Origin of the sequence: Bradyrhizobium sp. HKCCYLR20261 (genome assembly GCF_051168435.1) — a bacterium.
Taxonomy (GTDB): Bacteria; Pseudomonadota; Alphaproteobacteria; order Rhizobiales; family Xanthobacteraceae; genus Bradyrhizobium.
The window spans coordinates 742,464-767,248 of sequence record NZ_JBNPUZ010000002.1; the positions used below are offsets into that span (position 1 = coordinate 742,464).

At 65.9% G+C, this 24,785-nt stretch carries 22 protein-coding genes; 1 reads left to right on the forward strand and 21 read right to left on the reverse strand.

The window, feature by feature from the left end:
- Positions 1-5: 5 nt before the first annotated feature.
- The 21 genes from ACQR1L_RS07070 to ACQR1L_RS07170 all read right to left on the reverse strand — a co-directional run bounded on the left by ACQR1L_RS07070 (position 6) and on the right by ACQR1L_RS07170 (position 23,858).
- The gene (locus tag ACQR1L_RS07070) at positions 6-2,015 is read right to left on the reverse strand and encodes a methyl-accepting chemotaxis protein (protein WP_434857200.1); all 2,010 of its coding nucleotides are present in this window, start codon (positions 2,013-2,015) and stop codon (positions 6-8) included.
- A 31-nt stretch (positions 2,016-2,046) separates the two neighbouring features.
- Entirely contained in the window at positions 2,047-2,577 is a 531-nt protein-coding gene (locus ACQR1L_RS07075) for a chemotaxis protein CheW (RefSeq protein ID WP_434857201.1), read from the reverse strand.
- Entirely contained in the window at positions 2,567-4,621 is a 2,055-nt protein-coding gene (locus tag ACQR1L_RS07080; RefSeq protein ID WP_434857202.1) for a chemotaxis protein CheA, read from the reverse strand. Before ACQR1L_RS07080 ends, ACQR1L_RS07075 begins: the two co-directional genes overlap by 11 nt.
- Positions 4,612-4,977, reverse strand: a complete 366-nt coding sequence (locus tag ACQR1L_RS07085; protein ID WP_434857203.1) for a response regulator — start codon at positions 4,975-4,977, stop codon at positions 4,612-4,614. Before ACQR1L_RS07085 ends, ACQR1L_RS07080 begins: the two co-directional genes overlap by 10 nt.
- A gap of 1 nt (position 4,978) precedes the next feature.
- On the reverse strand, positions 4,979-5,299 hold the full coding sequence (locus ACQR1L_RS07090) for an STAS domain-containing protein (protein ID WP_434857204.1): 321 nt from the start codon (positions 5,297-5,299) through the stop codon (positions 4,979-4,981).
- A gap of 535 nt (positions 5,300-5,834) precedes the next feature.
- The gene (gene mmsB, locus ACQR1L_RS07095) at positions 5,835-7,025 is read right to left on the reverse strand and encodes a multiple monosaccharide ABC transporter permease (RefSeq protein WP_434857205.1); all 1,191 of its coding nucleotides are present in this window, start codon (positions 7,023-7,025) and stop codon (positions 5,835-5,837) included.
- A 21-nt stretch (positions 7,026-7,046) separates the two neighbouring features.
- Positions 7,047-8,597 (reverse strand): multiple monosaccharide ABC transporter ATP-binding protein, encoded by a 1,551-nt coding sequence (gene mmsA, locus ACQR1L_RS07100; RefSeq protein ID WP_434857206.1) that lies wholly within the window; start codon positions 8,595-8,597, stop codon positions 7,047-7,049.
- Positions 8,598-8,722: 125 nt separating this feature from the next.
- On the reverse strand, positions 8,723-9,793 hold the full coding sequence (gene chvE, locus ACQR1L_RS07105; protein WP_315721474.1) for a multiple monosaccharide ABC transporter substrate-binding protein: 1,071 nt from the start codon (positions 9,791-9,793) through the stop codon (positions 8,723-8,725).
- 141 nt (positions 9,794-9,934) lie between these two features.
- Positions 9,935-10,816, reverse strand: a complete 882-nt coding sequence (locus ACQR1L_RS07110; RefSeq protein WP_434857262.1) for an SMP-30/gluconolactonase/LRE family protein — start codon at positions 10,814-10,816, stop codon at positions 9,935-9,937.
- 2 nt (positions 10,817-10,818) lie between these two features.
- On the reverse strand, positions 10,819-11,898 hold the full coding sequence (locus ACQR1L_RS07115) for an aldose epimerase family protein (protein WP_434857207.1): 1,080 nt from the start codon (positions 11,896-11,898) through the stop codon (positions 10,819-10,821).
- 3 nt (positions 11,899-11,901) lie between these two features.
- Positions 11,902-12,828, reverse strand: coding sequence for a Gfo/Idh/MocA family protein (locus ACQR1L_RS07120; RefSeq protein WP_434857208.1), 927 nt, complete (start codon positions 12,826-12,828; stop codon positions 11,902-11,904).
- Between the two features lie 3 nt (positions 12,829-12,831).
- On the reverse strand, positions 12,832-13,761 hold the full coding sequence (locus tag ACQR1L_RS07125; protein ID WP_434857209.1) for a dihydrodipicolinate synthase family protein: 930 nt from the start codon (positions 13,759-13,761) through the stop codon (positions 12,832-12,834).
- A gap of 10 nt (positions 13,762-13,771) precedes the next feature.
- Positions 13,772-15,508, reverse strand: a complete 1,737-nt coding sequence (locus tag ACQR1L_RS07130) for an IlvD/Edd family dehydratase (RefSeq protein WP_434857210.1) — start codon at positions 15,506-15,508, stop codon at positions 13,772-13,774.
- Complete coding sequence (locus ACQR1L_RS07135) at positions 15,505-16,248, reverse strand: FadR/GntR family transcriptional regulator (RefSeq protein WP_434857211.1); 744 nt, start codon at positions 16,246-16,248, stop codon at positions 15,505-15,507. The genes ACQR1L_RS07130 and ACQR1L_RS07135 overlap by 4 nt, the downstream gene beginning before the upstream one ends.
- Positions 16,245-17,270, reverse strand: a complete 1,026-nt coding sequence (gene yjfF / locus ACQR1L_RS07140) for a galactofuranose ABC transporter, permease protein YjfF (RefSeq protein ID WP_434857212.1) — start codon at positions 17,268-17,270, stop codon at positions 16,245-16,247. The genes ACQR1L_RS07135 and yjfF overlap by 4 nt, the downstream gene beginning before the upstream one ends.
- Positions 17,270-18,259 carry an ABC transporter permease gene (locus ACQR1L_RS07145; protein ID WP_434857213.1) on the reverse strand — a complete coding sequence of 330 codons (990 nt, stop codon included), beginning with the start codon at positions 18,257-18,259 and terminating at the stop codon, positions 17,270-17,272. The genes yjfF and ACQR1L_RS07145 overlap by 1 nt, the downstream gene beginning before the upstream one ends.
- Positions 18,256-19,806 (reverse strand): sugar ABC transporter ATP-binding protein, encoded by a 1,551-nt coding sequence (locus ACQR1L_RS07150; RefSeq protein WP_434857214.1) that lies wholly within the window; start codon positions 19,804-19,806, stop codon positions 18,256-18,258. The genes ACQR1L_RS07145 and ACQR1L_RS07150 overlap by 4 nt, the downstream gene beginning before the upstream one ends.
- A 232-nt stretch (positions 19,807-20,038) precedes the next feature.
- Complete coding sequence (gene ytfQ, locus ACQR1L_RS07155) at positions 20,039-21,004, reverse strand: galactofuranose ABC transporter, galactofuranose-binding protein YtfQ (RefSeq protein WP_315721483.1); 966 nt, start codon at positions 21,002-21,004, stop codon at positions 20,039-20,041.
- Positions 21,005-21,242: 238 nt separating this feature from the next.
- Positions 21,243-21,887 (reverse strand): bifunctional 4-hydroxy-2-oxoglutarate aldolase/2-dehydro-3-deoxy-phosphogluconate aldolase, encoded by a 645-nt coding sequence (eda, locus tag ACQR1L_RS07160; protein ID WP_434857215.1) that lies wholly within the window; start codon positions 21,885-21,887, stop codon positions 21,243-21,245.
- The gene (locus ACQR1L_RS07165; RefSeq protein WP_434857216.1) at positions 21,884-22,810 is read right to left on the reverse strand and encodes a sugar kinase; all 927 of its coding nucleotides are present in this window, start codon (positions 22,808-22,810) and stop codon (positions 21,884-21,886) included. Before ACQR1L_RS07165 ends, eda begins: the two co-directional genes overlap by 4 nt.
- A gap of 16 nt (positions 22,811-22,826) precedes the next feature.
- Complete coding sequence (locus tag ACQR1L_RS07170; RefSeq protein WP_434857217.1) at positions 22,827-23,858, reverse strand: L-idonate 5-dehydrogenase; 1,032 nt, start codon at positions 23,856-23,858, stop codon at positions 22,827-22,829.
- Positions 23,859-24,041: 183 nt separating this feature from the next.
- Between ACQR1L_RS07170 and ACQR1L_RS07175 the strand changes: the two genes are divergently transcribed.
- The gene (locus ACQR1L_RS07175; protein ID WP_434857218.1) at positions 24,042-24,776 is read left to right on the forward strand and encodes a TonB family protein; all 735 of its coding nucleotides are present in this window, start codon (positions 24,042-24,044) and stop codon (positions 24,774-24,776) included.
- The last annotated feature ends 9 nt before the right edge of the window (positions 24,777-24,785 follow it).

Here is a 24,785-nt window from a genome sequence, read left to right on the forward strand (position 1 = left end):
ACGGCTCAGAATTCCTTCCAGTCCACATCGCCCGCCCCGACCACACGCCGGCGCGCGGTCTCGCCGTCAGAACTGCGAGGCGGGGGGGACGGCGCTCGCACCGGCGCCGGTTTGGCGGTCGCGCTGCGCATCGTTGCGAGCTTGTCCTTCCCGGCGCCGAGCGAGCGGTCGACCACCGGATTGCCGGTCTTGGCCGCGTAGGGCCGCCCGCGATCGAATTCGGGCAGCATCGCGAAGCGATTGACCATCTCGGCCATCGTCTCGGTCTGCTCTTCCATCGACTTGGCGGCGGCGGCGGCTTCCTCGACCAGCGCGGCGTTCTGCTGCGTGACCTTGTCCATCTGGGTCACGGCGTTGTTGACCTGCTCGATGCCACCGCGCTGCTCCTGCGACGCCGCCGAGATCTCGGCCATGATGTCGGTGACGCGCTTCACCGACTGCACGATGTCCTCCATCGTCTTGCCGGCGGTGTCGACCAGGCGCGAACCGGACTCCACCTTGGACACCGAGTCGGAGATCAGTCCCTTGATCTCCTTGGCCGCATTGGCGCTGCGCTGGGCGAGGTTGCGCACCTCGGCCGCGACCACGGCGAAGCCGCGGCCCTGGTCGCCGGCACGCGCGGCCTCGACCGCCGCATTCAGCGCAAGGATGTTGGTCTGGAATGCGATCTCGTCGATGACGCCGATGATGTCGGCGATCTTGCGGCTCGCATGCGTGATGCCTTCCATGGTCTGTACGACCTCGGCGACCACGGTGCCCCCCTTGATCGCGACGTCCGACGCCGAGGACGCCAGCTTGTTCGCCTGCTGGGCATTCTCGGCGTTCTGCCGAACGGTCGAGGTGAGCTGCTCCATGCTGGCCGCGGTCTCTTCGAGGCTGGCCGCCTGCTCTTCGGTCCGCTGTGACAGATCGGTGTTGCCGTTGGCGATCTCGCGTGCAGCACTTGACAGCGTGTGGGAGCTCTCGGACACTTCGGCGAGCACGGCGGACATCGCGTCGAGCAGCCCGTTCACGCCTTCGCAGAGCTGGGCGATCTCGCCGCTCTTGCCCTCCATCGGGATGCGCTCACGCAGATCGTTGTTCTTGGCCGCATCGACGACGGCCTGCGTCTGCCGCACCGCGGCCTGCAGCGATTCCGACGCCCTCACCTGATCGGTGATGTCGGCGGCGTATTTGACCACCTTGAACGGCTTGCCGGATTGATCGAGAATCGGGTTGTAGCTCGCCTGGATCCAGATCTCGCGTCCGCCCTTGCCGAGCCGCTTGAACTGGCCGGCCTCATATTCACCGCGGCCAAGCTTGTCCCAGAACAGGCGGTATTCCGCGCTCTGACGGTGGGCCGGCTCGACGAACATCGAGTGATGATGGCCCTTGATCTCGGCCAGCGAGTACCCCATCGACGTGAGGAAGTTGTCGTTGGCGTCCAGGATCGTTCCGTCCAGCGCGAACATGATCATCGCCTGCGAGCGATCGATCGCGGCAAGCTGCGAGGCCTGGCTGCGGATGTCGGTCACATCGGCCCATTCGAGCATGAAGCCGTGGCTGCCCTGGGCGCCCCGCATCGCATTGACGCTCAGCGAGATCTTGAGCGGGCCGACCGAGATGTCGGTCTTGAATGGCAGATTGGCTGGGTTGGCCAGCATCGTCCGCTGGTGCGCCGGGTTGCGATGGAAGATGTCGATGCAGGTTCCGAGCATCCCGTTCGGATCGAAGCTTGGCCAGACCTTGCGGAACTCCGCGAGATGCTGGTTGAACAGCTGCTTCGAGGCGTGGTTGAGGTAGGTGATCTTGAGGTCGTTGTCGACCAGCATCACGGCGCTGGTGACGCGTTCGGCGACCATGGTCATCAGGTCGTCACGCGGGGCAGCGGGTTGCCTGGGAGCGGACGGCTTGGCGGCGGGCTGCGGCCGGCTGCTGCGCGAGCGCGAGCGCGCCTTCGGCTTTGCGCTGTCTTCGCCCGGAGCGCCGTCGGCTGTGAAGTCCTGCATGATGTTGTCCTCGTAAGTGTCGCTCATGACGATCTCGCAAAAATGTCCTGTGATGGGTTCAGGCGGCGGCCGCCGCATCGGCCGGAGCGGCCTTACGCTTGACTGACTCTGCCGACATTCCGAACAGGCCGGACAGCGACACCAACGTCACCATCCGCTCCTGAATCGCGACCAACCCCTCCAGGAACTGATCCTCGACCGGCATGCCCATCTCGGGCACGTCGCGGATCTCCTTGGGATCGACCGAGATGATGTCGGAGACGGTATCGACCAGGAGGCCGACGGTGCGCGTTCCCGCCGCAACGATGATGACCACGTGCATGCTGGTCGGCACGGTCACGCCGGTGCCGAACCGCGCGCGCAGATCAAAGATCGGCACGATGATGCCGCGCAGATTGATCACGCCGCGCACATGTGGCGGCGCGTTTGGGATCATGGTCGTTTCGGTCCAGCCCTTGATCTCGCGGACCACCATGATGTCGATGCCGTACTCCTCCGCGCCAAGCGTGAAGGTGATGAATTGCTGCACGTTCTCGCCGACGGCCGCGTCCAGGCCGAAACCGACGGCCGGCTTGTTGTCAGGCTGCATGGGTGAGGTCCTTTGCGAGTTCAGCTGTCAATGGCTCCGGCGCGGGCAGCCGTCCCGGCATGCCGCGGACGTCGATCTCGTGCAGCCGGGCGACGTCGAGGATCAGCGCAACGCGGCCGTTGCCGAGAATGGTGGCGCCGCTGATGCCCTCGACCGGCTCGTAGTTGGCCTCCAGGCTCTTGACGACGACCTGCTGCTGTCCGAGCAGCTCGTCGACGACGATGCCGACGCGGCCGGCGCTTTCGCTCTGCACGATGATCACGATGCCGCGGCAGGGATCGCCGATGGCATCGCCGATCGAGAACACGCGATGCAGATAGACCAGCGGCAGATATTCCCCTCGCAAGGCGAGGACGTGCCCGCGGCCGACCACGGGATGGATGTCGGCGGCCAGCGGCCGCAGGTTCTCGACGATCGCCACCAGCGGAATGATGAACGTCTCGCGCCCGACCGAAACCACCATGCCGTCGACCACCGCGAGCGTGAGCGGGAGCGACAAGATGAATGAGGAGCCCTGCCCGAAGCGCGAGCGCACCGAGATGCGGCCGCCGAGCGCCTGCACGTTGCGCTTGACCACGTCCATGCCGACGCCGCGGCCAGAGATGTTCGAGATCACGTCGGCGGTCGAGAATGCCGGCAGAAAGATCAGATTGTCGATCTCGTCGTCGCTCAGATTGGCGCCGGCCGGCACGAGATCGCGCGCCCTGGCCTTGGCCAGGATCTTCTCGCGGTTGATGCCGCGGCCGTCATCCGACACCTCGATGACGATGCGGCCGCTGCGCTGCGCGGCGGACAAATGGATCGTTCCCTGCCGGGACTTGCCCGCGGCGAGCCGCTCGGCCGGCGGCTCGATGCCGTGATCGAGCGCGTTGCGGATCATGTGGGTCAGCGGATCGTTGAGCTGCTCGATGACCGTCTTGTCGATCTCGGTCATCTCGCCGGAGGTGATGATGCGCACCTCCTTGCCGAGCGTGGCGGCGAGCTCGCGCACGATCCGCGGCATGCGCGCGAACACCGACTTCACCGGCTGCGCGCGGATCGCCATCACGCTTTCCTGCAACTCGCGCGCGCTCTGGGCGAGTGCTTCGATACCCTGGATGAGCTGCGGATACTTGTCGGCCGGCAGCGAAAGGCCCTGCTCCGTCAGCATCGCCTGGCTGATCACGAGCTCGCCGACGAGATTGACCAGGCGGTCGACCTTGTCGACGTCGACGCGGATCGATTGCGCGACGCTGACGGCCGAAACGGCGGGAGCCGGTGCTCCGCCGGGCTCACCGGCCACCGTCTCGACCACGCTTGCGGCCGATTCGAGCTGCTCGATCTCGAGATCGCAATCATCCTCGACGAATTCGAAGACATCCTGGATGGCGCCGCGCGGGACGGCCGTCTCCAAGGTGAACGTCCAATTGAAGTAGGCCGCCTCGGGATCGAGCTGACCCAGCGCCGGAAGGCTTGAGCCGTCAACCACGGTCGTCAGCGTGCCGAGCTTGCGCAGCTGACGGATCAGCAGCAGCGGCTCGTTGGCCTTCTTCAGCATCTCCGTGTGCGGCCGGAACTTGATGCGATATTTCTGTTCGCCGAGCGACTTCGTCTCGACGGCGACATGGGCCGGAGCTGCACCAGAGGCCTGCCCGGCGCCCTGGAGCGCGTCCTGCATGGCCACGCTGATGTCGCTGGCGAAGTTCGGCGGCAGCTGCTGCTCCAGCCGCGCTGCCGTCACGATGTCCGCCAGCGCATCGCTGGCGCGCAGCAACAGCTGCCGGATCTCCTGGGACGCGGCGATCTTGTGGTCGCGCAGGGCGTCGAGCAGGCTTTCGAACGTGTGCGAGAACGCGACCAGGTCGGTACAGCCGAACGCGCCCGCGCCGCCCTTGATCGAGTGTACCGAGCGGAAGATCGCATGCAGCGTCTCGTCGTCCTCCTGCCCGGAGGACAGCAGTTCGAGATTGGACTGCAGCGCGTCCAGCAGCTCCGCACATTCCTCGAAATAGGTCTTGCGGAACTGCGCGACGGGATACGCTTCTTGGTCTGACGTTACGGACATACGCGGTTGACCGTCGCGATCAGTTGCTCGGGATTGAACGGCTTCACCAGCCATCCCGTCGCGCCCGCCGCCTTGCCGTCGGCCTTCTTGGCGCCATCGCTCTCGGTCGTCAGGATCAGGATCGGCACCGCACGATGCTGGCTGCCGGCCCTCACATTCTTGATCAGCGTGATGCCGTCCATGTTCGGCATGTTCAGGTCGGTGATGATCAGATCGAACTTGCCGCCGCCCAGAACATTGAGCGCCGCCTTGCCGTCCTCGGCTTCCGCCACGTCGAAGCCAGCCTTCTTCAACGTGAAGGAGACCATGTCGCGCATGGTCTTCGAGTCGTCGACTGCGAGAATTCGCTTGGTCATGTCACTCCATCCAATGATCTAATTCGTCGCCAAGTCCCAGCTCGGTCACCGCCGTTCGGAACAGCTCGGATGCCTGCGTGATCTTGAAAGATTTGTGGGCCGCGCCCGCACCGCGTGCGGCGGCGAGCAGGATCTGCACGCAGGGCGTGGACATCCGCTCGACGCCGCTCGCGTCGAGCACGATATCGCCAGCGCTCGCGAGCCGGACCATCTCGTCGCGCAACTGGGAGGCTTGCGTGAGATCCAGCATCTGCGGCAGCACGTAGGCGCCGTCGGCTACGTGGTTGGTCAAGCCAGGGGCTGTCGAGTTCGCGTCCGTCATGCTCGAAATTCCATGGAGCTTTTGAGCTCCGGCCGCGGCGCCAACGCGCCACGGACTAAAAAACGATCTTTGAGTTCACCCGACAGACACAGCCCTTGCGCGTCAACTCGTTCAAACTTCGCGGAAAGCGATTGTTGGATTGTTAAATATGAGAGCCGTATTAGTACGGCTCATCTACCCTGGCGTGTTTCGCTTTCCAGAAGTGAGGTGGAACACGCGCCGCCCTCGCGACGGCACAAATGCTTTCGAACGTGCGCAGCAGCCGTCGGCGCTGCGTTGAAATGGGTGAAGAGTGAGACATGCGTGATCGCCCCGGCCGTTCCGCCAAGCGTTAGCAACGCGGGTGTTAATGGAATCCGTGTCGATTGCTGAACGGGCGGTCCGGACGATTACGGGTCCGGCGCAGCAATGACCGGGATCTTACGGGCCGGCGACGGATGCACGCTGATGTGCAAAAGGCCAGCGTCGGTGACGCTGGCCTTTTTACGTCTCTGGTGATCGCCGAAACCGAAGCGTCGGCGCGGTGCGTGGGTCGTTATCGGCGCTGGTTGTAGACGTCGATGCAGACGGCGCCGAGCAGCACCAAGCCCTTGATGACCTGCTGATAGTCGATGCCGATGCCGAGGATCGACATGCCGTTGTTCATCACGCCCATGATCATGGCGCCGATGACCGCGCCGCCGACGCGGCCGACGCCGCCATAGGCCGAGGCGCCGCCGATGAAGCAGGCCGCGATGACGTCGAGCTCGAAGCCGAGACCGGCCTTCGGGGTTGCGGTGTTGAGACGGGCGGCGAAGATGAGGCCGGCCAGCGCCGCCAGTACGCCCATGTTGACGAAGGTCAGGAACACCAGCCGCTCGGTCTTGATGCCGGACAGCTTAGCGGCCTTGGCATTGCCGCCGACCGCGTAGATCTGCCGGCCGACCACGGTGCGGCGGGTCATGAAGCCGTACAGCGCGATCAAGGCGACCATGATCACCAGCACGTTGGGCAGGCCCCGATGCGAAGCGATCAGGTAAGTGAAGTACATCAGTACGCCGGCAAGCACGACGTTCTTGGCGGCGAATACGCCGAACGGCTCGACGTCGATGCCGTGCTCGACCTCACGCGCCCGGCCCTTGACGCTGGCATAGACCAGGATGAGCGTCAGCACCGCGCCGATCGCGAGCGACGTCGGGTTGAGATTGCCGGCGCCGGAGATCAGCTCCGGAATGAAACCGGACGACAGCTTCTGAAAGGTCGCGGGGAACGGACCGACCGACTGGCCCTGCAGCAGCGCCAACGCCAGGCCCTTGAACACCAGCATGCCGGCGAGCGTCACGATGAAGGACGGGATGCCGAAATACGCCACCCAATAGCCCTGCGCCGCACCGATCGCCGCGCCGACGATCAGGCAGGCGATGATCGCGAGCGGGAAATCGATGTGGTAGCGCACCATCAGCACGGCTGCGACGGCGCCGACGAAGCCGGCGACCGAGCCGACCGAAAGATCGATATGCCCGGTGACGATCACCAGCAGCATGCCCAGCGCCATGATGACGATGTAGCTGTTCTGCAGCACCAGATTGGTGAGATTGAGCGGCTGCAGCAGGGTGCCGTCGGTCATGATCTGGAAGAACAGCATGATGACGAACAGCGACATCAGCATGCCGTAGCTGCGCAGATTGTTCTTCAGGAAGCCGGCGTGGGGCTTCTCTTCCGGGAGTGAAACCGTCTTGTCGGTCATGGCTGGTGTCCTCCCGGCCGCTTAGGCGGCCGTCTCCTGGTTCTTAAGGGCTTCGTTGCGCATGATGGCGCGCATGATCTTTTCCTGCGTCGCGTCCGGGCCTGCGAACTCGCCGACGAAAGCGCCGTCGTTCATGACGCAGATCCGGTCACAGATTCCGAGCAGCTCCGGCATTTCCGACGAGATCACCACCACACCCCGGCCGGCGTCCGCAAGCTCCTGGATGATACAGTAGATCTCATATTTGGCGCCGACGTCGATGCCGCGGGTCGGTTCGTCCAGGATCAACACCTTGGGATCGGTCATCAGCCATTTCGACAGCACGACCTTCTGCTGGTTGCCGCCGGAGAGCTGGCCCGCCTCCTGATAGACGTCCGAGCAGCGGATGCGCATGCGGCCGCGGTAGCCGGAGGCCGCCTTGAGCTCGGCGATGTCGTCGATCACGCCCTTCGGCGCGACTTGGGAGAGGCTGGCGAGCGTGATATTCTTGCGGACGTCGTCGGCCAGGATCAGGCCGAGCTGCTTGCGGTCCTCGGTGACATAAGCGAGGCCGGCATCGATCGCGGCGGGCACGCTGGTGAGGTTGACATCCTTGCCCTCGAGCCGGGCGCGGCCCGAGATGTTCACGCCCCAGGAGCGGCCGAACAGGCTCATCGCGAACTCGGTGCGGCCGGCTCCCATCAGCCCGGCGATGCCGACGATCTCGCCGCGGCGCACCTGGAAGTCGACGTTCTTGATGACGCGGCGGTCCGAGTGCTGCGGATGGAACACGGTCCAGTTCTCGACCGTGAACACCGGCTCGCCGATCTTCGGCTGGCGCTCCGGGAAGCGATGCGCCATGTCGCGGTTGACCATGCTCTTGATGATGCGGTCCTCGAGCACCGGCTCGGCGCGGCAGTCGATGCCGTCGACGCTGCGGCCGTCGCGCAGCACAGTGATGCGGTCGGCGACGCGGGAGACCTCGTTGAGCTTGTGGGTGATCAGGATCGAGGAGATGCCCTGCTCGCGGAAGGCGACGAGACGATCGAGCAGCGCGGCGCTGTCGGCCTCGTTCAGGCTGGCGGTCGGCTCGTCCAGGATGAGAAGCTTGACTCGCTTGGACAGCGCCTTGGCGATCTCGACCAGCTGCTGCTTGCCGACGCCGAGATCGGTGATCAGGGTGTCCGGGGATTCCTTCAGGCCGACCTGCGCGAGCAATTGCTGCGTCCGGCGATAGACCTCGTCGCGATCGATGACGCCGAAGCGCGACGGCGCGTGCGACAGGAAGATGTTCTCCGCGATCGACATCAGCGGGATCAGCGCAAGCTCCTGGTGGATGATGATGATGCCGAGCGCCTCGGAATCATTGATGTCGCGGAACTTGCGTTCCTCGCCCTCGAAGATGATCTGGCCCTCGTAGCGGCCGTGCGGATAGACGCCGCTCAGCACCTTCATCAGGGTCGACTTGCCGGCGCCATTCTCGCCGACCAGCGCGTGGATTTCGCCGGGCTCGACGGCAAAGCTCACGTCGCGCAGGGCCTGCACGTTGCCGAAGCTCTTGCTGACGTTGCGCATTTCCAGGATTGCGGTCATCGTGTCATGTCTCTGTTCTGACGCCACTCAGTACTAGCGCCACTCGCCCCCGCCGCGCGAGCTCCAATAAGATGTCCCTCCCCCCGGAAGACCGGGGAGAGGGCTGCTTGTCTGTTAGACCGAGATCACTCGAACTGCGACTTCTTGTAGTAGCCGCTCTCGACCAGGACCTTCTCCCAGTTGCTCTTGTCGACCACGACCGGCTTGAGCAGGTAGGACGGTACGACCTTGACACCATTGTTGTAGGTCTTGGTGTCGTTGACCGGGACTTCCTTGCCGGCCAGCGAGGCGTCGACCATGTCGGCGGTCACCTTGGCGAGGTCGCGGGTGTCCTTGAAGATGGTCGAGTACTGGTCGCCGCGCAGCATCGCCTTGATCGACGGCACCTCGGCGTCCTGGCCGGAGATCACCGGCATCGGCTGATCGGCGCTGCCATAGCCCACGCCCTTCAGCGAGGAGATGATGCCGATCGAGAGGCCGTCATAGGGCGACAGCACCGCGTCGACGCGCTTCTTGCCGTAGAAGGCGCTCAGCAGATTGTCCATGCGGGCCTGGGCGGTGGCGCCGTCCCAGCGCAGGGTCGCGACCTTGTCCATGCCCTTCTGGCCGGAGCCGATCACGAGCTTGCCGGAGTCGAGATAGGGCTGCAGCACCGACATCGCGCCGTTGTAGAAGAAGTAGGCGTTGTTGTCGTCCGGCGAACCGCCGAACAGCTCGATGTTGAACGGACCCTTGCCGTCCTTCAGCCCGAGCTTGTCGACGATCGACTGCGCCTGCAGCACGCCGACCTGGAAGTTGTCGAAGGTCGCGTAATAGTCGAGGTTCGGCGTGTCGCGGATCAGGCGGTCATAGGCGATCACGGTGATGCCCTTGGCCTTGGCCTGCTTCAGCACGTCCGACAGCGTGGTGCCGTCGATCGCCGCGATGACCAGCACCTTGGCGCCCTTGGTCACCATGTTCTCGATCTGCGAGAGCTGGTTCGGAATGTCGTCCTCGGCATATTGCAGGTCGGTGGCGTAGCCGCGATCCTTCAGCACCTTGACGATGTTGTTGCCGTCGTCGATCCAGCGCGCCGAGGACTTGGTCGGCATCGCGATGCCGACGGTGCCCTTGCTCTGCGCCATGGCGGCGCTGGACAGCGCCAGGGCGCCGAGGCCGGCCAAAGCGGCGGCCATGATGGTCTTGAAATTCAGCATGCTTCACTCCCTCTTGGATTTTCGAACTCTTGAACTTTTCGAACTCTTGGATTTTCGATTTTCAACGAGACTACGCGATTGCGTATCTTGATACCAGTTAGCTGTTAGGCTGAACGACGCTCGACTTGATTGTTCCTCCTCTCAGATCGACAGCACGACGTCGGGCTCGGCGCGTCCCCTTGCGCCGACATCGAGAAGAAAGGTCTGGCCGTGGCCGGGGTCGGCCGCCTTGGCCGCCGCGTCCATGTCCTGCCAGGCCGATGTGACCAGCAGGCGCGACAGATCGGGGCCAACGAAGGCGGGACAACTGGCCTGGCTGGCGGGAACCGCGACGCTGCGCAGATGCTCGCCCTGCGGGCTGTAGACATCGACACAACCGCCGCCCCAGCGCGCGTTCCAGATCCGCCCCTCGGCATCGACCACCGCGCCGTCGAGACCGCCGATCCCGGTATGACGCAGCAGTACCTCCGGCTCGCCGCGCGGCAGGCCGGTCTGCGGATCGAGCGCGACCCGGTAGAGCACATTCTCGTCCGTGTCGGCGAAGTAGCCGGTCGCGCCATCAGCGGTGAAGCAGATTGCGTTCGGGATGGTGACGTTCGGAAAGAGACGGACGATCTCGCCGCGATGCAGCGCATAGATCGCGCCGAGCCCGCGCTCGGCCTTACGGCCCATGGTGCCGATCCAGAACGTGCCCGAGGGATGCACGCGCGAGTCGTTCGACCGCGTCGCCGGATTGTCGGCCTCGAGCGGGAGATACAGCGACAGCGCGCCGTCGGCGATGGTTCGGATATAGAGCCCGTCCTCGGCCACGATCAGTTGCCGCTTCGCATCGATCCGGCCGAGCGCGCTTGCCATCTTCCCCAGGACATGACGGCGAACCTCGCCGTCGCCGATCTTGGCTTCGAACAGCAGGCCTTCGCGGATGTCGAACCACCAGGCCGTGTCGGTCGCGGGATCGTAGGTCGGTCCCTCGCCGAGATGGCAGTGCTCAGCGCAAAGGATGGTGGTCGGCACCTGCTCCATCATCATGCGGACGCTCCCGTGGTCGAGAAGCGATAGATGGTCTGATGCTTGTAGACGTCATCAGGCGAGAGCTTGGCGCTCGGGAAATCCTGGCGGTTCGGCGTGTCCGGCCAGACCTGCGGCTCCAGGCAGAGCGCATCGGACTGCCGGAACACCCTGCCCTTGCCGCTCACGGTCGCGTCGATGTAGTTGCCGGAATAGACCTGGAGGCCGGGCTGATCGGTCAGCAGCTCCATGACGCGGCCCGAGCGCGGCGATTCCAGCCGGGCCGCGAAGCGCACGCCGTCACCCGCGCGCAGGCAGAAATTGTGGTCGTAGCCGCGGCCGCATTTGATCTGCGCATCGTCGGCGCGGATGCGCGCGCCGATCGCCTGCGCGTCGCGGAAATCGAACGGCGTGCCGGCAACGTCGTGCGGCGGTCCCGGCAGCGGAATCGCCGTCTCGTCGATCGCGAGATAGTGGTCGGCCGCCAAGGTCAGTCGATGATCGAGAATGCCGGTGCCGGCCGCGAGGCCATCAAGATTGAAGAAGCTGTGGTTGGTCAGGTTGACGATCGTGGTGCGGGTGGTCCGCGCCGCGAAGGTCACCGACAATTCCATCGGCCCAGTGAGCTGATAGGTGACGCGGACGTCGAGCCGTCCCGGATAGTTCGCCTCGCCGTCCGGGCTGACATAGAGCAGCGTCACCGAGGGCTGCTCGCCGTCCTCGATGGCGACGATCTGCCAGAGCTTGCGGTCGAAACCATCCGGGCCGCCATGCAGCGCATGCGCGCCGTCATTGGCCTCCAGGCGCACGTCGTCGCCATCCAGCGTGAAGCGCGCGCCGGCGATGCGGTTGGCGTAGCGTCCGACCGTGGCGCCGAAGAACTTGCGGAGCTTGACGTAGCTCAAGAGGTCGTCATGGCCGAGCACGACATCGTCGACGGCGCCGTTCGCGTCCGGCACCAGCAGCGCCTGCAGCGCGGCGCCGAAGGTGATGATCCGCGCCTCGAAGCCGCCGGCGCCACGCAAGGTGACGCGCTCGACCTCGCGGCCATCAGGCAGGCTGCCAAACACATCCCTGGTGATCCGGGTCTCGGCCATGGCTTAGTCCTCGAACGGCTCGACGATGTTGCGGCGGCCGAGCAGGAAGGAATCGGCCACCAGTCGGAGCGGCGCCAGATCGACGTCGCTGGCGCCAGTCTTGGTCAGCTCGACGAAGCGGCGATAGAGCCCGGGATATTCCCGCTCCTTCTCGTCGATCATCACTTGATCATCCGCTGTCATGCGCGCGCCGCCGAGCGACAGCTTCAGCTGCCCGGCATCGGTCTCGATGCGGATGTCCCAGCTCTGCGGCCCGGTCTGACGGAAGTCGAACTCGGCCGCGATCGGCAAATCGCTGGCTGTGGACATCGAGAGATTGGCTGCGATTGGCGCCTGGCAGTTCGACGGGAACGACAACTCGGCCTCGGTGACGAACACCGGCTCGGGCAGGATGCGCGTCAGGATCGACAGTGCGTTGATGCCCGGATCGAACACGCCGAGCCCGCCCGGCTGCCAGATCCAGGCCTGACCGGGATGCCAGACGCGGACGTCCTCCTTCCAGTCGATGCGGACGCTGCGGATCTCGCGCTGCGACAGCCACGCGCGCGCAGGCTCGACGGCCGGCGCGTAGCGAGAATGCCAGGTGGCGAACAGCGTGCGCTGCTTCTTCGCCGCCAGCGAGACCAGCGGATCGAGCTCGCTCACGGCGGCGCCCGGCGGCTTTTCCAGCATGACGTGCTTGCCGGCCTCGAGCGCGACCAGCGCCTGGGCGCGGCGCACCTGCGGCGGCGTGCACAGCGACACCGCATCGATCTCCGGCCCATCGCGCAGCAGCTCCTCGATCGAGCCGAAATGCGGCAGGCCCGGCAGAGAAGCGTTGCGGCTCGCCACCGCGGTCAGGGTCACGCCGTCGGTGGCGGCGATCGCCGGCACGTGCTGGTCTTTGGCAATCTTGCCAAAGCCGACGATGGCGACACGAAGCTCGCTCATGGCTCAGCGTCCCCAGCGCAGCACGAGCGGATCGAGCCGGCGCGCGATCTCGATCAGGCCCCTTTGCGTCGCCGGATGGATCGGCGGCTGCGGCGCGCGCAGCGTGTCGTGCTTGATCACGCCGCCCTCCTTCATCAGGATCTTGCAGGTCGCAAGGCCGCACTGCCGGTTCTCGTAGTTGATCAGCGGCAGCCAGCGCTCATAGGCCGCGGCCGCGGCGTCGCGATCGCCTGCGAAATAGGGATCGATGATCTTGCGGATGCCGTCGGGATAGCCGCCGCCGGTCATCGCGCCGGTGGCGCCGGCGTCGAGATCGGCCATCAAAGTGATCGCCTCCTCGCCGTCCCACGGGCCCTGGATGTCAGCGCCGCCCGCCTCGATCAGCGCGCGCAGCTTGTCGGCGGCGCGCGGCACCTCGATCTTGAAATAAGCGAGGTTCTCGATCTCCTTGGCCATGCGCGCGAGCAGCGGCACCGACAGCGGCGTGCCTGCCACCGGCGCGTCCTGCACCATGATCGGAATCGAGATCGCATCCGACACGCCGCGATAGAACTCGGTGATCGAGCTGTCGGGCACGCGGAAGGTGGCACCGTGATAGGGCGGCATCACCATGACCATCGCGGCGCCCTTGTCCTGCGCCCGGCGCGAACGCTCGGCGCAGACGAAGGTCGAGAAATGCGTCGTCGTGACGATGATCGGCACGCGCCCGGCGACATGCTCCAGCACTGTCGTCATGACGAGATCGCGTTCGTCATCGGTCAGCACGAACTGCTCGGAGAAATTGGCGAGGATGCAGATGCCGTGCGAGCCGGCATCGATCATGAAGTCGATCGCGCGCTTCTGGCCCTCGAGGTCGAGGCGGCCGTCGGCGTCGAAGATGGTCGGCGCGACCGGGAAGACGCCCTTGTAGAGCTTTTTGGCGGAAGCGGTCATGGGCCCCTCTTTAGTGATTGTCGCGCGGCACCGGCGAGCCGGTGCGGCCGACCAGGAAGTCGAAATCCACGCCGCGATCGGCCTGCAGCACGTGATCGATGTAGAGCTTCTGATAGCCGCGATCGGCATGCGGCTTCGGCGGCGTCCAGGCGGCGCGGCGCGCGGCCAGCTCCTCGTCGCTGACATGCAGATGCAGCCGGCGGCCGGGAACGTCGAGCGTGATCATGTCGCCGTTCTTCACCAGCGCCAGCGGTCCGCCGACGGTGGCTTCGGGCGCGACATGCAGCACCACCGTGCCGTAGGCCGTACCGGACATGCGCGCGTCGGAGATGCGGATCATGTCGCGCACGCCCTGGCGCAGCACCTTGGCCGGCAGCGGCATGTTGCCGACCTCGGCCATGCCCGGATAGCCCTTCGGGCCGCAATTCTTCAGCACCATGATGCAGGAGGCGTCGATGTCGAGATTGTCGTCGTCGACCGCGTCATGCATCTCCTCGACGCTCTCGAACACCACCGCGCGACCGGTGTGGTTCATCAGCTCAGGCGAGGCCGCCGACGGCTTGATGACGGCGCCGTTGGGCGCGAGGTTGCCGTTGAGAATCGCGATGCCGGCCTCCGTCTTGAACGGCGTCTCGAACGGCGTGATCACCTCGGCATTGTAGTTCGGCGCTTCCGCAACGTTGTCCCACAGCGTCTTGCCGTTGACCGTGCGCGCGTCCTTGTGCAGTAGGCCGCGCTCGCCGAGCGCGCGCAGCACGGCCGGCAGGCCGCCGGCGTAGTAGAAGTCCTCCATCAGGAAGCGGCCCGAGGGCATCAGGTCGACGAGGCAATGCACATCGCGGCACAGGCGGTCGAAATCGTCCAGCGTCAGCTCGACGCCGACGCGGCCGGCGATCGCGAGCAGATGCACCACGGCGTTGGTCGAGCCACCGATCGCCGCCAGCGTGCGGATCGCGTTCTCGAACGCCTGGCGCGTCAGAATGTCCGACGGCTTGAGGTCCTCGTTGACCATCTCCACGATGCGGCGGCCGGCCATGCGGGCCAGCAGATTGCGGCGCGCGTCAGCGGCGGGGATCGCGGCGTTCTCAGGAAGGCCGATGCCGAGCGCCTCGACCATCGAGGCCATGGTCGAAGCCGTGCCCATGGTCATGCAGCTGCCGGCCGAGCGGTTCATGCCGGCCTCGGCCTCGTGGAATTCCTTCAAGGTGATCTCGCCGGCGCGCAACTGCTCGCTCATCGAGATGATGTTGGTGCCGGAGCCGATGATCTGGCCGCGATAGACGCCGCGCAGCTGCGGACCGCCGGAGACGCCGATCGCCGGCAGGTCGGCTGAGGCCGCGCCCATCAGGAGCGCCGGGGTGGTCTTGTCGCAGCCCATCAGCAGCACCACGCCGTCGAGCGGATGCGCGCGGATCGCTTCCTCGACGTCCATCGAGGCGAGGTTGCGGAACAGCATCGCGGTGGGGCGCATCGTCACCTCGCCGAGCGAGGAGACCGGGAATTCGAGCGGATAGCCGCCGGCATCGAGCACGCCCTGGCGGACGTGCTCGGCAATGACGCGGAAATGCGCGTTGCAGGGCGTCAGCTCCGACCAGGTGTTGCAGATGCCGATGACAGGCCGGCCTTCGAAACGGTCCTGCGGCGTGCCGCTGTTTTTCAGGAATGAGCGATAATAGAAGCCCATCTTGTCCTGGCGGCCGAACCACGCCTGGCTGCGCAGCTGCTTGTCTGATTTGTCGTTGCTCATTCCTGGTCCGTTCGTGCAGCCGATTGCGCATGACGCCGCCGGCCGTTGTAGATGACTTCGATCATGGCTTCCGAGGCACCCTCGGGGTCTCCATTGGCGATCGCATCGATGATGCGCTGGTGCCAGACCAGCACGGTGTCGCGATCGGCGGTCTCGACCGGTGCGCTCAACACGAAGGAGGCACGCAGTGCCGCCTCGATGACCGCGCCGATCGAGCGCATGAAGGGATTGCCGGACGCGTTGGCGATCGCGATGTGCAGGGCGAGGTCGGCGTCGGCGAAGGCGACCGAGGTCGACGGCTCGCGCTCCATCTTCGCCATCGCCGTGCGCATGGCTGCGACGTCGTCCTCGCTGCGGCGTTCGGCCGCGAGCGCCGCCGCGCGCGGCTCGATCGCCAGCCGGATCTCGGCGAGGTCGGCGAGGAAGCGTTTGTCGATCCCTGCGTCGAGGTGCCACGCCAGCACGTCCGGGTCGAACATGTTCCAGGCGGAGCGCTCGCGCACCACGGTGCCGACGCGGGCCTTGGTCGAGAGCAGGCCCTTGGCCACCAGCGTCTTGACGCTCTCGCGCAGCACCGGCCTGGACACGCCGAACGTCGCGGTCAGCTCGGCATCGCCGGGCAGCCGCGCACCTTCGCCAAGACGGCCCGAGATGATGTCGATACCGATGCTGCGGGCGACTTCGGCGTGATTGGAATGTGCCCGCCGCGTCGGAATCGAGACGATGTGCGACGACGTCATGTCGGCGCCCCTGCAGGCTTGACCTCAGCGGGCTTGACGCCCGCCAGCTTGGCCCCTGCGGGCTTGACGGATGAGCGGCGCGCAAGCGCCATCAGACCTTGCTGCAGCGCAATGAAGACGAACAACAGAACCCCCGTGGCGATCTTGGTCCACCAGCTCGACAGCGTGCCGTCGAAGTTGATGTAGGTCTGGATCATGCCCTGGATCAGGACGCCAAGGAAGGTGCCGATGACCGAGCCCTGCCCGCCGGTCAACAAAGTTCCGCCGATCACGACGGCCGCGATGGTATCGAGCTCGACACCGACCGCCGACAGCGAATAGCCGGCGGCGGTATAGAAGGAGAAGACGATGCCGGCGAGGCCCGCGAGCACGCTGGACAGCATATAGATGCGGATCGTCATCGGCCCGACCGGGATGCCCATCAACGCGGTCGCGGCACGGCTGCCGCCGAGCGCATAGACATTGGCGCCGAACCGCGTCAGGTGCAGCAGCAGCGCGCAGAGCACCAGAATCACCAGCATCGCAATCGCGATCGCCGTGAGCCGCCCGCCGCCGGGCAATTTGATCGCGAAATCCGAAACGGCGCTGTAGATCGGCGCGGTGATCGGGATCGACTCGGTGGACAGAAGGAAGCTGATGCCGCGCGCCAAAAACATGCCGGCGAGCGTCACGATGAAGGACGGCAGCTCGAAGACATGGATGACCGTGCCCATCGCGGCGCCGAACAGCGCGCACAGCACCAGCACCAGCGCGAACGCGGCAAACGGCGGAATGCCCCAGCGCTCGATCGCAAGCGCGGTGAACACGGTGGTGAAGCCGATCACCGAGCCGACCGAGAGGTCGATGCCGCCGGAGATGATGACGAAGGTCATGCCGGCTGCGACGATGCCGAGGAAGGCGTTGTCGGTGAGCAGATTGGCGACGACGCGGGTCGAGGCGATGTTCGGGAATTGCAGCGCGCACAGCGCGAAGCCGGCGACCAGCACGAAGGCGGTGATCGTAACCGAGGTCGAGGCCTTCATCACTTCGTCCTCCGCCAGCGCGCGGTGAAGCGCGAGAGATCGCCGAGCCGCGGCGACTGCGCCAGCAGCACGGCCAGCACGACGACGGCCTTCACCAGCAGATTGAGCTCCGGCGGATAGCCCGACAGCAGAATGCCGGTGTTCATGGCCTGGATGATCAGCGCGCCGGCCACCGCCAGCACCAGGCTGAAGCGGCCGCCGAACAGCGAGGTGCCGCCGATCACGACCGCGAGGATGGCATCGAGCTCGAGCCAGAGCCCGGCATTGTTGGCATCGGCGCCCATGATGTCCGCCGCGGCGATCACGCCGGCGAGCGACGCGCACAGGCCGCACCAGACATAGACAGAGAGAATCATCGCGCGGGTGCCGACGCCGGAGAGCTCGCTGGCGCGCGCATTGCCGCCGGTCGCTTCGATCAGGAGCCCGAGCGCACTGCCGCGCACGACCGCCGCCGTCACCAGCAGCATGCCCAGGGCGATCACCACGGGGGTCGGCAGGCCGAGCACGGCGCCATTGCCCATCCACACCAAGTCCGGCGAGGTGAAGGTGACGATACGGCCTTCGGTGATCAGCTGCGCGATGCCGCGGCCCGCGACCATCAGGATGAGTGTCGCGACGATCGGCTGGATGCGCAGCACGGCCACGAGGATGCCGTTCCACAGCCCGCAGGCCAAGCCGACGGCGAGCGCCGAGGCCAGCACGACCGGGAGCGAATGGGTATCGGCGAGGCTCGCCGCTGTCGCACCCGCGATCGCCATCACCGCGCCGACCGAGAGGTCGATGCCGCCGGTCGCGATCACCAGCACCATGCCGAGCGACAGCAGCGCCACCGGCGTGCCGCGGTTGAGCACGTCGATCACGCTGCCGAAGAGACGGCCATCCTGCAGATGCAGGTTGAAGAACTGCGGCGACACCAGGCGATCGATCATCAGGATGATGATCAACGCCAAGGCCTGAGCCATGCCGCGGCGGGGAATGCGGAGCGTCATGATGCGGCCTCGTGCGCCGGCGCGGTGTCGGCGGCGATCGCCGCGAGGATGCTGGAGACCTCGATGGCGTCGCCCTTCAGCTCCTCGACATGCTCGCGATCACGCAGCACCACGACGCGGTTCGAGTAGGTGACGATCTCGTCGAGCTCCGAGGAGATGACGAGCAGCGCCAGGCCCTGGTCGCACAGCTCGCGGACCAGACGGATGATCTCAGCATGCGCGCCGACGTCGATGCCGCGCGTGGGCTCGTCGAGCACGAGAAGCTTCGGCGATGTCGCGAGCCAGCGGGCGAGCAGCGCCTTCTGCTGATTGCCGCCGGACAACAGCCCGATCGGCCGTTCCGGATCCGGCGGCCGGATGTCGAGCATGCGGATGTAGCGCATCGCGATCTCGTCCTGCTCGCGCCGCGACAGCGGACGGTGCAGCCCGCGCCGCGCCTGCAGCGCCAGCACGATGTTCTCGCGCACCGTGAGATCGGCGACGATGCCCTCGGTCTTGCGCTCCTCCGGGCAATAGCCGAAGCCGAAGCCTGCGCCATCGCGCGGCGAATTCAGCTTGATCGCCTTGCCGTCGATCGTGGCCTCGCCGCTGTCGGCGCGCTCGGCGCCGAACACCAGCCGCGCCGTCTCGGTCCGGCCGGAGCCAAGCAGGCCCGCGAGTCCGACGACCTCGCCACGGCGCAGCTCCAGATCGAACGGCGCGACATAGCCCTGCTTGCCAAAGCCCTTGAAGCTGACGCAGACCTCGCGCGCCGTGTCGGGCTGGCTCGCAGCGCGCTCATGCGTCGTTTCGGCAAGCTCGCGGCCGAGCATCATGCGGATGAGATCGAGCCGCGGCAGGTCGGCGATGTCGCGCGACCCGATCAACCGGCCATTGCGCAGCACGGTGACGCGATCGCAGATCTCATAGACCTGATCGAGGAAATGGCTGACGAAGACGATGCCGATGCCGCGATCGGCCAGCTTGCGCATCACGCTGAACAGGATCTCGACCTCGTGACGATCGAGGCTCGCGGTCGGCTCGTCCAGGATGAGCACGCGCGCCGACAGATCGACCGCGCGCGCGATGGCCGTGATGTGCTGGACCGCAACCGAAAAGCTCGCAAGCGGCGCGCCGACGTCGATGTCGAGACCGTAGTCGAGCAGAAGCGCACGCGCCCGCCGCTTCATCTCGCCCTCGCGCACGACGCCGAAACGCGTCGGCTGGCGGCCGAGAAACAGATTCTGCGCCACCGACAGGTTCGGCAGCAGATTCACTTCCTGATAGACGGTGGCGATCCCGGCATCGACGGCGTCCTTGGCCGAGCGCGGCGCAATCTCGCGATCTGCGAGCCGCACAGTGCCGGCGTCGCGCGCGAACACGCCGGTGACGACCTTGATCAGGGTCGACTTGCCGGCGCCATTTTCGCCGAGCAGCGCATGGATCTCGCCTTCACCCAGCGTGAAGTCGACGCCATCGAGCGCTTTCAGCGTACCGAAGCTCTTCGACAGGCCACGGATGTCCAGGAGCGAGGGACGCGTCGCCGGCGGAGCTGAAGGATCAGACATCATGGACTACTTGGCGAGACGATTGGAGATCAGCCAGAAAGCTGACGTCCGCTTAGAATGCGGACGCCAGCACCTGTTTTCGTCGTCCCGGCGAACGCCGGGACCCATACCGCGGATGGGTTGATTGAGGCACTTGGCCAATACCGTGCGCCTCATCAGCTTCGGTGGCTATGGGTCCTGGCTCCAGGTGCGCATTTGCGCACAAGGCCAGGACGACGGAGAGTTCATAGGCTCAGTAGCCCAGGCCCTTCTTGCTGTCGTAGACCTTCATCGGCTCGTCAGCCGAGGTGTAGAGCTTCGACTCGGTCTGGATCCACTTCGGCGGCACCGTGCCCTTCTCCTTGAAGGCGACGATCGCATCGAAGGCCGGGCCGGCCATGTTCGGCGTCAGCTCGACGGTCGCATTGGCCTCGCCGGCGGCGATCGCCTTGAAGATATCCGGCACCGCGTCGATCGAGACGGTCAGGATGTCCTTGCCCGGCTTCAGGCCGGCTTCCTTCATCGCCTGGATCGCGCCGACCATCATGTCGTCGTTGTGGGCGTAGACGGCGCAGATCGACTTGCCGCCGTTCTCGGCCTTGATGAAGCTCTCCATCACTTCCTTGCCCTTGGCGCGGGTGAACTCGCCGGTCTGGCTGCGCACGACCTTCAGGTTGGCGTTCTTGGCGACGACGGAGTCGAAGCCCTTCTTGCGGTTGGTCGCGACGCTGGCGCCGACGGTGCCCTGCAGCTCGACGACGTTGCAGTCCTTGCCGCCGACGGTCTTGGCGAGCCACTCGCCGGCGACCGCGCCTTCATGCACGCTGTCGGAGGTGACGGCGGTCAGATAGAGGTCCTTGCCCGCGGGATCGATGTCGCGGTCGAGCAGCACGACCGGGATCTTGGCTTCCTTGGCTTCCTTCAGCACAGCGTCCCAGCCAGAGGCCACGACCGGCGCGAGGAAGATCGCGTCCACGCCCTGGGCGATGAAGGAGCGGATCGCCTTGATCTGATTTTCCTGCTTCTGCTGGGCGTCGGCGATCTTCAAATTGATCTTGCGCTTGGCGGCTTCCGACTTCGAGACCGAGGTCTCGGCGGCGCGCCAGCCGGATTCCGATCCGATCTGCGAAAAGCCGACGGTCAGCTCAGCGGCGCTGGCGGAGGTGGCAAGCAGCAGGGCGGCCGTTGCCGAGGCCGCAAACAGGGCTTTCAGGGTCATCAGACGTTCTCTCCCACACAATAAAATCTGTTTTCGATGCGCCACCGCGATCCGCGGTGTCTTCGCACCGTTTCACCGGCCTCGACGGCCGACGGGGTCCGTTATTCCACGGAACCTCGGGGCTGACTAGTCATATTATTTGACTGTAATACTTTTTATGGGAGCAAATTGGCGCGCCGAAGCACCGCCTGGGAGCGGCGGCAATGCGGTTGATATTTGAAGTTGTAGCTACGGACGTTCAGCGCAGGGGCGCCGCCTCGCGGGCCCGCTGCTCGATCGCGGCCCAGGCCCCCGCCTTGATGTCGGATGCCGGAGCGACCCAGGAGCCGCCGATCGCGACGACCTTCTTGTGCGCGAGCCATTGCGCGGCATTGCCGGCGTTGATGCCGCCGGTGGGGCAGAAGCGCACGTTGGGGAACGGACCGGCCAGCGCATCGAGCGCGGCAAGTCCACCGGCCGGCACGGCAGGAAAGAACTTCACCAGTCCATAGCCGCGCGTCACGCAGGCGATCAGATCCGACGGCGTCTGAATGCCCGGCGCGAATGGCAGCTCGCCAGCGTTGGCCGCGTCCAGCAGTTCGATCGACATGCCCGGACTGATCGCAAATGCCGCGCCAAGCCTGGCGGCGCGCTCGTAGTCCGCCGGTGTCAGCACCGTGCCGATGCCGACCTTCGCCTCGGGTACCTCATCGATGATGGCACGCGCGGCATCAAAGCCGGCCTGCGTGCGCAACGTGATCTCGATGACGCGGAGGCCACCCGAGACCAGCGCGCGCGCCAGCGGCACGGCGCGGCCAGCGTCCTCGATCGTGATCACCGGGATCACCGGCGCCAGTGCGAACACCGCCTCGAGCTTCGCGCGCTTGTCCTGATTGTTCATCACGCCTCGCTGAGTGCCAAAATGTCCGTGGGCATCGCCGCAGCCGGGATCACCGCACCAGGCGACATGATCACAGCGCCTGCGAGCCGGTGGCCGGCCAACGCCGCCTTGCGCGGCGGCGCGCCGTTGATGCGCGCGGCGAGATAGCCGGCATTGAAGGAATCGCCGGCCGCCGTCGTGTCGACCGGCTGCAGCACGGCGGGCGGCGCGATATCGACCAGCACGCCATCGGCATGGATCAGGCAGCCGCGCGGGCCGCGTTTGATCACGACCTCGCTCACCCCGGCATCCCTGAAGCGGCGCAGGCAGACCGAGGCATCGGCGTCGTCGAACAGCATCTGCTCGTCCTCGAGCGTCGGCAGCGCGATGTCGACCAGCGGCAGGATGGCGCGGAAGGCGCGCTGCGCGACCTCCCGGCTGGCCCAGCCGCGCGGCCGGTAGTTGCCGTCGAACACCACGCGCGCGCCGCGCTTGCGCGCCACCGTCAGGAGCTCGCGCAGCTTGGCCTTGCCGGTCTCGCCATACAGCGAAAGACTGATGCCGGAGAGATAGATCACGTCGTAGCGCGACAGACGGTCGAGCATCGCCGGGTCGGCGCGATCGAACAGCTCGCGCGCCGGCGCCCGGTCGCGCCAGTAGAGGAAACTGCGCTCGCCCGCGGCGTCGCGCTCGATCATGTAGAGGCCGGGCACCCGGCCCTCGACCCGGAGCACTTGCGAGATATCGATGCCCTCGGCCTGCCAGGCCGCCAGCATCATCGCACTCAGGGGATCGTCGCCGAGCGCCGTCACGTAGGAGGTGGGCACGCCGAGCCGGGACAGATAGAGGGCCGTGTTGAGCGTGTCGCCACCGAAGCCGCGCCTGAACAGGCTGCCGTTCTCCTGCGCGAACTCCACCATGCACTCTCCGATGCAGGCGACTCTCATCGGCGTAATCCCACGATCAAAACGTCAAATGAACCTTCATCGCGCGGCTTCGATCGCTGGCGAGCTCGAAGGCGGAAATTGCCTCCTGGAACGGCAGCGTGGCGGAGATCAGCGGCTTCACGTCGAGCAGACCCTCGCCCATCAGCCGCACCGCCAGATCGAATTCACGGTCGAACCGGAAGGTGCCGCGCAATTGCAGCTCCTTCGTGACCAGCGTGTTGAGCGGCAGGGTCATTTCGCCGCCGAGCCCGAGCTGCAGGATGACGCCGCCCGGCCTCATGACGTCGAGCGCCGCCCGCAACGCGGCCTGGTTGCCGGAGGCCTCGAACAGCACGTCGAACGTGCCTTTGCCGGCGCGCCACGGATCGAGCGCTGCGGGTTCGGCACCGACATTGAAGGCGTGGCTCGCGCCGAGCTTGCGGGCCACCGCGAGCGGGGCCTCGGCGACATCGGTCGCGACGATCTCGGCCGCCCCGCCGTAACGCGCGACCAGGATCGCCAGCGCGCCGATCGGTCCGCAGCCGGTGACCAGCACGCGCTTGCCGAGCAGCGATCCCGCCTGATGCGCGGCGTGCAGGCAGACCGACAGCGGCTCGGCCATCGCCGCCTCTCCCAGCGACAGCGACGGCGCGATCGGCACCGCCTGCGAGGCATGAACGGTGATGAATTCGCGAAAGCCGCCCTGCACGTGCGGATCGCGCATCGCACTGCCCATGAAGCGCATGTCCAGGCACTGGTTGCGCAGCCCCTCGCGGCAATAGGCGCAGTGGCCGCAGGGCAGGCTCGGATTGACGGCAACGCGGGTGCCCTCGGCGATCCCTGTCACCCCGGCCCCCACCGCAGCGACCACGCCCGCGATCTCGTGCCCAAGCGCCATCGGCTGCTTGATGCGGACCGTACCGAAGCCGCCATGATGGTAGTAATGCAGGTCCGAGCCGCAGATGCCGCCGGCCGCGATCTTGACCCGGACCTGCCCCGCGTCCGGCGCCGGGTCGGGGAAGCTGTCGATGCGCAGGTCCTTGGGCGCATGTATCACGACGGCACGCATCAGCCGGGTCTCCCTGTGTTTCTCTTATCTGCCGATCCTAGACCACGAGCAGCCGGGGCCGGCAAGCGCTTCGTTGCGAGGACTGCCCGCCTCGACCGCCGGGCCGGCGCGCCAGCCTGAACAGCCGCGACAACATTGGACCAGAAAGTTAAGGTTGTTTGCCAATCACGGGGTCTCGTCTCAATGCGCCACTTCAGTCTGTTTCTTCTCGTTCTGCTGTCGATATCCGGCACGGCGTTCGCGGACGAGATGGCATTCAAGCGGCAGCTTCAACAGCACCTCTCGGAAAACAGCTGGGTCATTCCGAGACGGTTGCAGACCAAGGCCGTTGATGTCGGAGTTGTGTTCTCGATCGGCCGGGACGGGAAGCTCTTGGATGCGACTGTCGATCAAAGCTCCGGCTCGCCCGCCGATGATGCGGACCTTCTCGCCAGCGTCAGGCGCATCCGCGCGTTTCCGCGGGTTCCTGACGAGCTGAACGCCCCCTATGAAATCAAGACCACGTTCAATCTGGGGATGCAGCGGCGGATCGGCCACGTCGACCTGCAATGGCCTCCGACCGGTCAGACACCGGCTCGGGAGCTCGCCTATCGCAGCGATGTCCAACACCATTTGCGGCTTCATCTAAGCACCTTGCCAGACGACGCCAATATCCCCGGGGAATCGCATTCGACCATCGCCTTCTCACTCGATCGCGACGGCCACCTCGTCGAGGCCAAGATCACCAAGAGCTTCGGACGGAAAGCGTTTGATGATCAGACCCTCACCTGGCTCAGGTCGATTGAACCCTTCCCCCACATGCCCTCGGAGCTGATTTCACCGATCAAACTGACAGCCGAATTGGTGTTCGCTCCCAGGGGTATCTGGAACGACGAAGACGCCCGACGAAAGGTCAACGGCGTCTGCCGGGGCTGCTGATCCGCGCGA